This window comes from Actinocorallia aurantiaca, assembly GCF_039533685.1.
In the GTDB taxonomy this organism is placed as follows: Bacteria; Actinomycetota; Actinomycetes; order Streptosporangiales; family Streptosporangiaceae; genus Actinocorallia; species Actinocorallia aurantiaca.
The window spans coordinates 46,106-57,812 of the sequence record NZ_BAAATZ010000016.1; the positions used below are offsets into that span (position 1 = coordinate 46,106).

Annotated in this window: 12 protein-coding genes; 7 read left to right on the plus strand and 5 right to left on the minus strand. The window is 71.5% G+C overall.

Annotated elements, in window-relative coordinates; all coding sequences use genetic code 11:
- Positions 1 to 56: 56 nt before the first annotated feature.
- Both ABD327_RS20600 and ABD327_RS20605 read right to left on the minus strand, forming a co-directional pair.
- Positions 57 to 479: a hypothetical protein gene (locus ABD327_RS20600; RefSeq protein WP_344452173.1), complete on the minus strand. Its 423-nt coding sequence runs from the start codon at positions 477 to 479 to the stop codon at positions 57 to 59.
- Between the two features lie 182 nt (positions 480 to 661).
- A complete protein-coding gene (locus ABD327_RS20605; protein WP_344452174.1) occupies positions 662 to 1,957 on the minus strand; it encodes an FAD-binding oxidoreductase in 1,296 nt (431 codons plus the stop codon).
- Between the two features lie 123 nt (positions 1,958 to 2,080).
- Between ABD327_RS20605 and ABD327_RS20610 the strand changes: the two genes are divergently transcribed.
- Both ABD327_RS20610 and ABD327_RS20615 read left to right on the plus strand, forming a co-directional pair.
- The gene (locus ABD327_RS20610; RefSeq protein ID WP_344452175.1) at positions 2,081 to 2,977 is read left to right on the plus strand and encodes a LysR family transcriptional regulator; all 897 of its coding nucleotides are present in this window, start codon (positions 2,081 to 2,083) and stop codon (positions 2,975 to 2,977) included.
- 137 nt (positions 2,978 to 3,114) lie between these two features.
- A complete protein-coding gene (locus ABD327_RS20615) occupies positions 3,115 to 3,975 on the plus strand; it encodes an SDR family oxidoreductase (protein ID WP_344452176.1) in 861 nt (286 codons plus the stop codon).
- Between the two features lie 100 nt (positions 3,976 to 4,075).
- Here the strand turns inward: ABD327_RS20615 and ABD327_RS20620 are convergent, their stop codons facing one another.
- Positions 4,076 to 5,473: an MFS transporter gene (locus tag ABD327_RS20620; RefSeq protein ID WP_344452177.1), complete on the minus strand. Its 1,398-nt coding sequence runs from the start codon at positions 5,471 to 5,473 to the stop codon at positions 4,076 to 4,078.
- Between the two features lie 91 nt (positions 5,474 to 5,564).
- On the opposite strand from ABD327_RS20620, the gene ABD327_RS20625 reads away from it, so the two are divergent.
- Both ABD327_RS20625 and ABD327_RS20630 read left to right on the plus strand, forming a co-directional pair.
- Positions 5,565 to 6,170: a TetR/AcrR family transcriptional regulator gene (locus ABD327_RS20625; RefSeq protein ID WP_344452178.1), complete on the plus strand. Its 606-nt coding sequence runs from the start codon at positions 5,565 to 5,567 to the stop codon at positions 6,168 to 6,170.
- A 226-nt stretch (positions 6,171 to 6,396) separates the two neighbouring features.
- Entirely contained in the window at positions 6,397 to 7,122 is a 726-nt protein-coding gene (locus tag ABD327_RS20630; RefSeq protein ID WP_344452179.1) for a dienelactone hydrolase family protein, read from the plus strand.
- A 287-nt stretch (positions 7,123 to 7,409) separates the two neighbouring features.
- Here ABD327_RS20630 and ABD327_RS20635 read toward each other — a convergent pair whose 3' ends face one another.
- Entirely contained in the window at positions 7,410 to 8,009 is a 600-nt protein-coding gene (locus ABD327_RS20635; protein ID WP_344452180.1) for a TetR/AcrR family transcriptional regulator, read from the minus strand.
- 79 nt (positions 8,010 to 8,088) lie between these two features.
- Here ABD327_RS20635 and ABD327_RS20640 point away from each other — a divergent pair, with 79 nt between their 5' ends.
- Positions 8,089 to 9,117, plus strand: a complete 1,029-nt coding sequence (locus ABD327_RS20640; protein WP_344452181.1) for an alpha/beta fold hydrolase — start codon at positions 8,089 to 8,091, stop codon at positions 9,115 to 9,117.
- 71 nt (positions 9,118 to 9,188) lie between these two features.
- On the opposite strand, the gene ABD327_RS20645 is transcribed toward ABD327_RS20640, so the two are convergent.
- The gene (locus ABD327_RS20645) at positions 9,189 to 9,635 is read right to left on the minus strand and encodes a helix-turn-helix domain-containing protein (protein WP_344452182.1); all 447 of its coding nucleotides are present in this window, start codon (positions 9,633 to 9,635) and stop codon (positions 9,189 to 9,191) included.
- 72 nt (positions 9,636 to 9,707) lie between these two features.
- Between ABD327_RS20645 and ABD327_RS20650 the strand changes: the two genes are divergently transcribed.
- On the plus strand, positions 9,708 to 10,547 hold the full coding sequence (locus ABD327_RS20650) for a class I SAM-dependent methyltransferase (protein ID WP_344452183.1): 840 nt from the start codon (positions 9,708 to 9,710) through the stop codon (positions 10,545 to 10,547).
- A gap of 258 nt (positions 10,548 to 10,805) precedes the next feature.
- Positions 10,806 to 11,702, plus strand: a complete 897-nt coding sequence (locus tag ABD327_RS20655) for a glycerophosphodiester phosphodiesterase family protein (protein WP_344452184.1) — start codon at positions 10,806 to 10,808, stop codon at positions 11,700 to 11,702.
- The last annotated feature ends 5 nt before the right edge of the window (positions 11,703 to 11,707 follow it).

The following is an 11,707-nucleotide window of genomic DNA, read 5'->3' on the forward strand; positions in this document are numbered from 1 at the left end:
TCCGGGGTGGCACCAGTGCCACCCCGGTACCGCGACCATGCGCGGTTCGAGCGGGCTCAGCGGGCGGAGCGGCGCAGCCCCATGAACTGGAGTTCGGCGTAGACCGCGACGACGACGGCCATGAGGAGCATGAACGCGACACCCGGGCCGGTGAGGGGGACCAGGTCGGTGAGGGCCAGGGCCACGAGTCCCGCGGCCGAGAGGGCGTTGCCCCCGATGACGAACATGACGTGGCGCGGAGCGATGTCCGGGCGGTCGACGATGAGGACGGCGGCCAGCGCCCAGCCCAGCAGCCCGACGCCGATGGGGACGCTCCAGGAGACGGGCAGGCCGAGCAGATCCTCGAACAGCCCGGTCGCCGCGAGCAGGAGGACACCGACGGCCGCGGTGCTCAAGCCGTCGAGCCAAAGGACGCGGCGCAGCAGGGTCGAGGCGTCGGTGGTCGCGGGACGGTGAAGCGCTCCGGTCTGCATGCTCATACAAGCCTCCTTGGTCGGGAGCGGGCCTGACCTGGCCCGATGCGAAAAGCGTGCCACCGGCCCCGTGACGGCCTCAATAACCCGCCAGGTCATCACCCGGGACCGCACGGCGACTCATCCGAGAAAGCGCCGCGCCATCACCCGAGAGGTGTCGGCGAGAGGAATGGCGTCGCAGGACGCTTTCAGGCGTGGACGGGGAAATTGCTGCGGAAGAGGCCGTGCGGGTCGTGGTGGTGTTTGATGTCGCGCAGGCGGTCGAGTGCGGCGGGGGCGAAGGCGTCGGCCGCGGTCTCGCCGGGATTGAGGTAAGTGAAGGGCTTGCGGCCGCTGACGGGGAGGGCGTCAGCGAGTGCGTGCTGCTTGGCCGTGATGGCCTCGGCCATGGCGGGGTTCATCGGGGTACCGAACAGGTAGAGCGAGTACGGTTCGGTCAGCGGGCCGTGCGGGCTGTCGGACGGGCGGGTGAACGCGCCGCCCAGATGCCGGATCTGCACGCTCAGCAGCGGGGCGATGGGATCGGCCAGCAGCGCCTTGGCCGCGATGTCGTCGAGGCCGGTCAGCAGTTCGCCGCGCGAGGCGCCCGCGCCGGGGTCGGTGGGTTCGGCCGTGATGGAGCCGAGCTCGGACACCGGCATGATCCGCCTGCCGTCGGCCAGGGGGGCGGGCAGGCGGTCCAGTGGGCCGAGCAGGTCACGTGCTTCGTTCTCGTCGCCGAGGTAGGTGGCGTCGAGGGCGACCATGGGGTCGGCGCCGGGGAAGTGCAGCAGGTCGAACCAGACGGTCAGCTCCGCGGGGGCGGTGGCGGTGATCCGCCGGTAGGCGTCCAGCACGGCCGGGGCGTGCTCGGCCGTCCACAGGACCCGGCCGCCGTACAGGCGCGGTGCTGGGTGCAGGGACAGTTCGAGCGCGGTGACGATCGCGAAGTCGCCGCCTCCGCCGCGCAGCGCCCAGAACAGGTCGGGGTCGGTGTCGGCGGTGATGTGCCGCCGTCGTCCCCGCGCGTCGACGACGTCGAAGGCGGTGACGTTGTCGGCGACCCAGCCGTGTGCGCGGCCGAACCAGCTCAGCCCGCCGCCGAGGGCGACACCGGTGACGCTGACGACCGGGGAGCTGCCGGGCAGGCCGGTCAGTCCGTGCCGCGCGGCGGCGGCCTGCACCCGCCCGGACGACACGCCCGCGCCGATGCGGGCGCGGCGGGCGGAAGGGTCGAGCGCCAGGGTGTCCAGCCGCCCGGTGCGCAGCAGGACGGTTCCGTCGGTGCGGCCGGTGGCGCCGTGCCCGTTCGGCTGGGTGGCGATGCCCAGCCCGGCGGAGTCGGCGTGGCGGACGAGGGCGGCGACGTCATCGGCGTCCGCGGCCTCGACCACGGCCGCCACCGGCTGCTCGACGGCCAGGTTCCAGGGACGGCGGGCGGTGTCGAATCCGGGGTCGCCGGGCAGCCATACCCGGCCGCGGACGACGGAACGCAGGGTGTTCATGGTTCTCCTCGGGGCGTTTCGGCGTAGAGGCGTTCGAGTGGTTCCACCCTCGTCGGTGGCCATGGGCCGATCAATGCGGTCTTATGCAAAGATCGTGAAGCATGGGTTAACGATGGAGGGGTCATGCTGGAACGGCGTGAGCTGGAGGCGTTCCTCGTCCTCTCCGAGGAGCTGCACTTCGGCAGGACCGCCGAACGGCTGCACGTGTCCACCGCCCGGATCAGCCAGACGATCGCCAAGTTGGAGCGCCGCGCCGGAGTACCGCTGTTCAACCGCACCAGCCGCCGTGTGGAGCTGACGGCGACGGGTCGGCAGCTGTACGAGGACCTCCGCCCGGCCTGGGACCAGATCACCGGCGCGTTCGAACGTGCCGTCGCGAGCGGTCGCGGGCTGACCGGCCTGCTGCGGGTCGCCTTCATCGGCGCCGCGGGCGGGCAGCTGCTGGCCGGAGCCGTCGAACTGTTCCGGCAGCGCCGACCCGACTGCGACGTCCGGCTCCGTGAAGCGCAGATGGGCGATCTGATGCCCTGGCTCCTCGACGGCGAGGTCGACGTCACCCTGGCCAGCTTCCCCGTCGACGAACCCGGCATCGCCACCGGGCCGGTCCTGGTCTCGGAGGCGCGCATGCTCGCCGTCCCGATCCGGCACCCGTTCGCGCGCCGCGCCTCGGTCTCTCTGGAGGACCTCGCCCGGACCGTCCTGCTGCAGCTCCCCAACTCCTTGCCCGAGTCCCTCCGCGATGACCGCACCCCGCACACCACGCCGTCCGGACGGCCGATCCCCTCCGGCCCCTCGGCCTCCACCATCAACGAGATGCTCACCCTCGTCGGCGCCAGCCACGGCGTCTTCCTTCTGGGCGCGCATGCCAGGCGCTATTACGCCCGCCCCGACGTCGCCTACATCCCCTTCAGTGACGCTCCGCCCCTGCGATGGGGCCTGCTTTGGCGGGCGGACAACGCCACCGCCCGTGTCCGCGCCTTCGTCCAGGCCGCCCACGACCTGGTCGTCGACCACCCCTGACACCCCTCAGATGCCCGCGCCCGTCGGACCCTCGCGCCCGGAACTTCTTGAGTCAGTCACCTGACTGACCGTAGACGGCCCGTCGAAGGCCGTGCTAGCGTCCAATTTAGTCAGCCAACTAACTCATAGGAGACGACATGATCGTGGTGACAGGGGCGACCGGGAACACGGGCCGTACGCTGGTGAGCCTGCTGGCGGAAGCGGGTGAGCCGGTGACCGCCGTGTCCAGGAAGATCACCGAGTCCGATGTGCCGCGCGGTGTGGCGGTCTTCGCCGCCGACCTGACCGAACCGGCCGGCCTCCGGCCCGCCCTCGAGGGCGCCGATGCGCTGTTCCTGCTGATCTCCGGCGACTTCACGGCGGCCGCCGACGACCCGAGCGGCGTCATCGGCGACGTCCTCGCCGACGCGAAGGCCTGCGGGATCGGACGGGTCGTGCTGCTGTCCTCCCAGGGGGTCTCCACCCGGCCGGACTCGCCCTCACACGGGATCATGGGACGGTCCATCGAGGAGGCCGTCCGGCGGTCGGGCATCGCCTGGACGATCCTTCGTCCCGGCGGCTTCGCCTCCAACGCCTATGCCTGGGCCGAGTCGATCCGCACCCGGCGGACGGCCGCCGCGCCGTTCGGTGACGTCGGCCTGCCGCTCATCGACCCGGCCGACATCGCAGAGGTCGCCGCCGCGGCCCTGCGCGAGGACGGGCACGCGGGGCGGGTCTACGAGCTGACCGGGTCCGTCCCCACCACGCCCCGGCAGCGGGCCGAGGCGATCGGCGAGGCGATCGGCGAACCCGTCCTGTTCGTCGAGCAGACCCGCGAGGAGGCACGCGCGCAGATGCTGCGGTTCATGCCCGAGCCCGTGGTCGACACCACCTTGGCCATCATCGGCGAGCCCACCCCTGCGGAGCGGCGTGTCAGCCCCGACGTTGAGCGGGTCCTCGGCCGCGCGCCCCGCTCCTTCGCCGATTGGGCCCGGAGCAACGCCGCCGCCTTCCGCTGAGCACGTCCGGAACCACCGGGGCGGTCGAAGCCCGCCTGACCTGCGGGTGTCGGGGATGTGGGGACGTTTCCGCAGGCCGGCCGGGCTTCACCGTCGCGGGTCAGCCCGTGCCGGGCCTGCCGGGGGTCAGGACGGCGGCCACGAGGGCCGCGACGGCCGCGGCGCTCGCGGCGAGGGTGAAACCGCTGGTGAAACCGGAGAGCGTGTCCCCGATGAGGCTGGCCGCCGCGGCGCTGGAGATGGCGGCGGCTCCGATGGACGCGCCGAACTCGTGGAACGTGCTGACGATGCCGGAGGCTATGCCGGCCTCGTGGGGGGCCACCTGGCCGAGGGCGGTCGCCGAGGCGACGACGAACAGCGCACCGGTCCCCGCGGCCGCGACCACGGTTCCCGCCACCACGGTCGCGGTGTTCAGCGACAGGGCGGGAACGGCCAGGCCGGCCGCGGTGACGAGCAGTCCCGCCACGGCGAGCGGGCGCGCGCCCGCTCTGGCGATGGCCCTGCCGGTGAGGTCGGCTCCGAGCATCGTCGCCACCGCGACCGGGAGGAACAGCAGGCCGGTCCGCAGGGGGCCGTACTCCCGCGCGTTCTGGAAGTAGAACGTGCCGAGGAAGAACACCGCGATCATCAGCGCCGTCGCCATCATGATGAGGAACGTGCCGGTGGCCACCGGGCGCCGGACCAGCAGCGCGAGGTCCATCAGGGGTGACGCGGCGGTCTTCTGCCGCACGACAAACCCCAGGTACCCGAGCGCGGCGGCCAGGAGGAGCCAGCCCGTCGCGGCGGTGAGCCATCCGTGGTCACCGGCGCGGTTGATGGCGTAGATCAGGACGCCGGACGAGGCGGTGACCAGCACCGCTCCCAGTACGTCGAGCCGGGGCCGCGGCCCGGCCACGGTGTGGCGCGGCAGTGTCCGGGCGAGCACGGCGAGGATCACCAGCCCGATGGGCACGTTGACGTAGAACACCCACGGCCAGCCCGGCCCGGCGGTGAGCAGCCCTCCCAGCAGGACTCCGAGGGCCGCGCCCCCGCCGCCGAGCGCGGACCAGACGCCCAGCGCCTTGTTCCGCTCGTCGCCCTCGAACAGGCTCACCACCAGCGACAGGGCCGCCGGGGACAGCAGCGCCGCGCCGATCCCCTGGGCGATCCGGCCGCCCAGCAGCGGTCCGGCCGAATCGGCGAATCCGGTCGTCAGCGAGGCGGCCGTGAAGACGAACAGGCCGGCGAGCACCACCCGCCTGGCCCCGATCAGGTCGGTGAGCCGCCCGCCCAGCAGCATCAGGCCGCCGAACGTCAGGGTGTACGCGCTGACCGTCCAGGTCACCGCCTGGCGGCTCAGGCCCAGGTCGGTCTCGATGTTCGGCAGCGCGAGGGCCACGACGGTGACGTCGAGGATCAGCATCAGCTGGGCCACGCCGAGGAGGCCGAGGATGCGCCATCGCCACGGGTGGGCCGTCCCGTCCTCTTCCGGTGTCCTGTCGATCTCCTGCTGTGCCATCCGCGGCCTCCCGCCATAACTCGTACATTGATGTACGACTTCTAGCGGGGAGCGTAACACGTACATCCACGTACGAGTTAGAATGGGCGACATGCCCAACGCCGCCACCGGACCCCGTCGCCGCGCAGACGCCGAGCGCAGCATCGCCCGCATCGTCTCCGCGGCGCGCAGGTGCCTGAGCGGCGACCCGAACGCCAGCACCGACGACATCGCCAAGGCGGCCGGGGTCGGGCGGATGACGCTCTACGGCCACTTCCACACCCGGGCGGACCTGGTCGAAGCCGTCATGGTCGACGCGCTGCGCGACGGTGACGAGGCGCTGTCGGCGGTCGACCTCACCGGGAACGCCCAGGACGCCCTGGACCGGTTGCTCGATTCGAGCTGGTCCGTGATGGCCGAGTCCACGGCGCTGCTGACGGCCGCTCAGGGCACCCTTCCCGCCGAACGCATCCGCCAGTTGCACGCCGCCCCCGCGCAACGCGTCGAACAGCTCATCCGCCGCGGCCGGGACGAAGGCTCGTTCCGCACCGACATGCCGATCACCTGGCTGGTCAACGCCGTGCAGTACCTCCTGCACGGCGCCGCGGAGGAGACCCGCGCCGAGCGCATGCGGACGGAGGAGGCCTCCCGCCTCATCACCGCCACGGTGCGGTCCCTCCTGGCCGCCCCGCCGGACCCGGACGGCACGGTCCGCTGACCGGTCCTCGCCGCGTCGCGGGACCGGGATGGCGGCCTCCGCGGAGCGTCCGTACGGGCTGTCGCCGAGGAAGATCCGTGATAATTTCGGCATCGCCGTGCAGCACCGCGACTGGAGGAGGTGAGACCGATCAACGTTCAGACGACAAGTCGGGCCTCCTTCCCCCGCATGGCCTGAGGGAGCGCCCGCGCAAGGCCCGAAAGGCTTTGGAACCATGCGCTTCAGCTTGACCTCTCAGACGTCGGTCGACGGCGTCACCGAACAGTCCTTCACCCTCGGCGAGATCCCCGGCGTGCTCTTCACGCCGGAAGGCGCCGCCGGCCACCGCCCGCTGATCCTGATGGGGCACGGCGGCGGCCAGCACAAGCAGGCTCCCGGTGTCCTGGCCGGTGCGCGGCTGTTCGCCTCCAAGGGGGATTTCGCCGTCGCGGCGATCGATGCCCCGTGCCACGGCGACCGGCCGAAAAACGAGCAGTTCATCCGGTTCGTGGGTGACATGCGGACCCGCATGGCCGCAGGAGAAGACCCGGGCGAGCTCGTCGCGGCCATGCACGACCTGCTGTCCGAGCAGGCCGTCGCCGACTGGCGGGCCGTGCTGACCGCGGTCCGGGAGCTCGACCACGTGGGCGACGGCCCGGTCGGCTACTGGGGCGTGTCGATGGGCTGCGGGCTCGGGGTGCCGCTCCTCGCCGCCGAGCCCCGGATCCGCGCCGCGGTGCTGGGCCTGCTCGGCGTGCGCGGGCTCGCCGGGAGCGCCGCCCGGGTCACCGTGCCGGTGCGGTTCCTCCTCCAGTGGGACGACACGCGGGTGCCGAGGCAGCAGGCCCTGGAGCTGTTCGACGCCCTCGGCTCGGCCGAGAAGACGCTGCACGCCAATCCCGGCGACCACGGGGAGATCCCCGCGTTCGAAATCGAAGACGCGCTGCGGTTCTTCGTCCGGCACCTCGGATAAACCCGCTGCCGCGCAGCTCACGACGCGCCGGCCGGAACCCGTTCCCGGCCGGCGCGTCCGATTCGTTCGAGCTTTGGTCGGTTCCGCGTACGTAGGTCGCTGCGCGTGCATACGGGTGAAGGGGCGGTTCACCATCCGGAGGACGCGGGTTATGACGGCGATCGGCCGGGGTTGAACCGGGCGGTCGCGTCAGGGACCCGCGTACGTGGTCGGGTGGTCGACGAACAGGACGTGGTGGCCGCCGCCTGCACCCTGCTCGAAAGGGCATCCTCCGCGGGCGGCGGGTCTCAGGCGAAGGCGGCGGTCTCCAGCATCGCGATGAGTGATTCGGCTGCGGCCTGGGCGTCGTAGTCGGGGTCCTGCAGCCGTTCGCCGATGATGGCGTCGATCGCTCCGCCGATGATGAGCGCGAGCGTGCGCGGATCCGTTCCCGGGCCGAGGCCGCGGGCCTCGCGGGCGTTCCGCAGGAGGGCGGCGAGCGGTTTCCAGCGGGCTTCCGAAGCGGGGCGGTCTCCATGGACCGTCGCTTCGACGATCATGCGGGCGTGGTCCGGGTGTTCGGCCAGGTGGCCGATCATCCGCCGCACGTAGGCGGCCGGGGCCTGGTCGGGCGGCGCCGCGTCGACCGCCGCCCCGACGTCGGCCACCAGCGCGTCCAGCACGTGCGCGTGAGCCGCCGTCACGACCGCGTCCTTGGAGGCGAAGTGGTAGAGCACCGCGCCCTTGGTGATCTCCGCGGCCTGCGCGATCCGCGCCAGCGAGGCGGCGGCGTATCCGTGCTCGGCCACCAGGCCGATCGTGACCTCGATGAGCTGGTCGCGCCGCTTCCGCTCGATGAAGCTGAGCGGCCTGTCCTCGGTCCCCGGTGCCGTTCGCCTTCCCCCCATAACGACGAAGGTACCGTATCTCCGCATATTATCTGACCATGTGGTCAAAAATATGACCATGGTTCAGGAGGAGAGGCCGATGGATGACGCCGGGCAGAACGGGCAGGACGTCGAAGCGGCGCAGCCGACCGTGCGAACGGACCGCAAGCGCCGTCGCCTCCAGGCCTTGAAGATCACGGGCGCCGTCGTCGCCGTGGCGGTCGTCGCCCTGGCGTTCGCCCTGCGCAAGCCTTCACCGGTGGGGCACTGGAGCGGCGCCGAGGGCCGCACGGACTTCATGGCCGCCTACGACAAGGCGATGGCGGCCATGCCGCGGCCCGCCGAGACGATCGACGCGCGCACCGACTTCGGGTTCGTGCGGGTCTACCGGTACGAGGGCGCCTCCGGCCGGGCCGAGCCGCTGGTGCTGCTACCCGGGAGGGCGTCCGCGTCACCGGTGTGGGCGGACAACCTGCCGCACCTGCTCAAGATCGGCGACGTCTACACGATCGACCTGCTGGGCGAGCCGGGCAAGAGCGTGCAGGAGGCGCCGATCACCTCCGACACCGACCAGGCGGCGTGGCTGGACCAGGTGCTCGCGCAGCTGCAGGAGGAGTCCTTCCACGTGGTCGGGCTGTCGATCGGAGGCTGGACGGCCGCCAACCTCGCCGTCCACCGGCCGCAACGCGTCACCACGCTGACGCTGCTCGACCCCGTGTACACGTTCTCCAACATCCCGATCGGCACGGCGATCCGCGCCATCCCCGCCTCCGTGCCGTGGCTGCCGAAATCCTGGCGCGACTCGTTCAACTCCTACACCGCCGGCGGCGCCCCCGTGGAGGACGTACCGGTGGCGGACATGATCGAGTCAGGGATGAAGAACTACACGCTGCGCCTGCCGCAGCCCGCACTCATCGACGAGAAGGCGCTAGGCGGCCTGGCGATGCCGGTGCTGACGATCCTGGCCGGCGAGTCGGTGATGCACGACGTCGGCACCTCCCGCAAGGTCGCCGAACGCGTACTCCGCAACGGGACGGTGAAGGTCTACCCGAACGCCTCACACGCCATCAACGGCGAGCACCCCGCCGAGACCGCCGCCGACATCGCCGCGTTCCTCGACGCCGGCTGAACGGTCACCGGTTCACCGCGAGACCGGCCGCCGCAGCGACCGCGTCACGGCGCCCGGGGTCAGACCACGTCTCACGCCACGCGTCGGCCGGGCCGGTGAGGCGGGGTTCTGGGTGGGGGTTCGAGGGTTCCGGAGGCGGCGGATCGCAGGAAGCTCTGGAAGGTGGGGCATTCCAGATGGGTGGAGGCCGGGCAGGCGGCGGCGTGGTGGAGGCCGTCGCGGAGGGCGGTGAGCCTGCTGATCGTCTCGTCCAGCTCTTCCGCCTTGGCGGTGAGCATCCGGCGGTCGATGTGCGGGTGACCGGCCGACGGGAGAACTCGAGCCATCTCGTCGAGGGAGAAGCCCGCGGTACGGCCCAGGGTGATCAGGGCCAGGCGTTCCAGCACGGCCGGATCGAACTGGCGGCGCAGGCCGTGTCTGCCGGTGGCGGCGATCAGGCCCTTCTCCTCGTAGTAGCGCAGGGTCGAGACGGGGAGGCCGGTGCGGCGTGCCACCTCGCCGATGTCCAGATCCGTCATGCTCTTGACCTCAAGTCGGCTTGAGGTGGCACGGTTTCATCTCCGACTCCGGAAAGCAACAGGGAGACGAACATGAGCACGACGCGCAGGAGTGAAGAGCAGACCGCACGCTGGAACGGGCCTTCCGGGCAGGCGTGGATCGAGTCGCAGGCGATGATGGACGGGATGTTCCGGGGCCTCGAGGAGGTCCTCGTCGAGGTCGCCGGGCGAGGGGAGCGGGTGCTCGACGTCGGCTGCGGGACGGGGGCCACGACGGTGGCCATCGCGCGGCGGCTCGGCGAGGACGGGCTCTGCGTCGGCGTCGACGTCTCCGAGCCGATGGTCGAGGCTGCGAGGGAGCGCGCCGAACGTGAGCGTGCACGGGCCGAGTTCGTCCGTGCCGACGCGCAGGAGTACGCGTTCGAGCCCGCTTCCTTCGACGCGGTCGTCTCGCGTTTCGGCGTCATGTTCTTCGGCGACTCCGTCCGGGCCTTCACGAATCTGCGGCGGGCCGCGAAGGACGGCGCCCGGCTCCGCCTCATCGTCTGGCGCGGCGCCGAGGACAACCCGTTCATGACGACGGCCGAGCGTGCCGCGGCGCCGCTCCTTCCGGAGATCCCGCCCCGTGTGCCGGGCGCGCCCGGACAGTTCGGCTTCGCGGATCGGGACGAGGTGCGCCGCATCCTGACGGAGAGCGGCTGGGCCGGCGTCGGCGTCCGGCCACTCGACGTGACCTGCACCCTGTCCGAGAGCGAACTGAACGGCTACTTCACCCGTTTCGGCCCGCTCGGCCAGGTTCTGCCCAAGGCCGACGAGCGGACGCGGGCGCGTGTCGTCGAGACGGTCCGCACCGCGTTCGATCCCTACGTGCACGGTCCGGAAGTCCGCTTCACCGCCGCCTGCTGGCTGGTCGACGCCCGGCGGGAAGGGTGATTTCCGAATGCCTTTTACCGGCGTCGGAAAATCACTTATGAAAAGTGATGAAGGCCACCCGGCCATGAGGCGCCAACTTTTGCGGACCGTTGAGGGCATTGTGCCTCACACCACACGATCAATCATGTGAACACGGGCATGAGGGTGGCGTGAGGGCCCCTAGCCTGTGGGCCATAAGGGTTGTTCCTGGAACAACCACCGGCCTGAGCGGGGGTCCAGCCCATTACTCTCCGTACTTATTCCCCTTTCCAGCGCAGGGTGGAGCTCCAGGGGCACCGGGGGGCCCGCGGGCTCCGGCCCGAGAACACGCTGCCGGGGATCGCGCACACGCTCGCTCTCGGCGTCGACGCCGTCGAGTTCGACGTGGGGCTGACCGCCGACGGAGTGGTCGTCGTGCACCATGACCAGACGCTCTCCGCCCTGACGTCCGTGGACGGGGCCCCCGCCGCGCCCGGCGACCCGATGTGGCCCTACGTGGGTCGGCGCATCCGGGAGCTGACGCTGGCGCAGGTCAAGACCGTCGACTCGGGGGTGCGGCGCCCCGACGACCCGCTGGACCCGTTCACGTTGACGCAGCTCCCGCTGCCCGGGACGCCCGTGGCGACGCTCCAGGAGGTGTGCCGTCTGATCCGGTGCGCGCCCACCGTGCGGCTCTGCGTGGAGCTGAAGACCGACCCGTCGTGGCCCGACGCCGAGGTCGGGGAGTTCACCGCCACCGTGGCGCGGGTGCTGAACGGGCACGGCCTGCTCAGCCGGTCGCGGCTGCTGGGCTTCGACTGGCGGTTCCTCAAGCACGCGCGGCGGCTCGCCCCGCGGATGGGCCGGGTGGCGCTGGCGGAGCCCCCCACCCTCGGCACGGAATGGCTCGCGGGCGGCGACCCCGCGCGTCCCGTCGCCTCGGCGTTCGCGGCGGGCGCGACCGTTTACTCCCCGCAGTACACGATTCTCGACGAGGACGTGGTGCGGGAATCCGTCGAACTCGGAATGCCCGTGACGGTCTGGACGGTGAACGAGCCCGAGGAAATGGAGCGGTTCATTCGCATGGGAGTTTCGGCGATCGTCTCGGACTATCCGGATCGGTTGCGCATCGTCGCCGGGGAACAGGGACTGAACCTGCCGCGGCGTTACCGGACGCGGGAAGCCGTCTTCTTCTGAGGTCG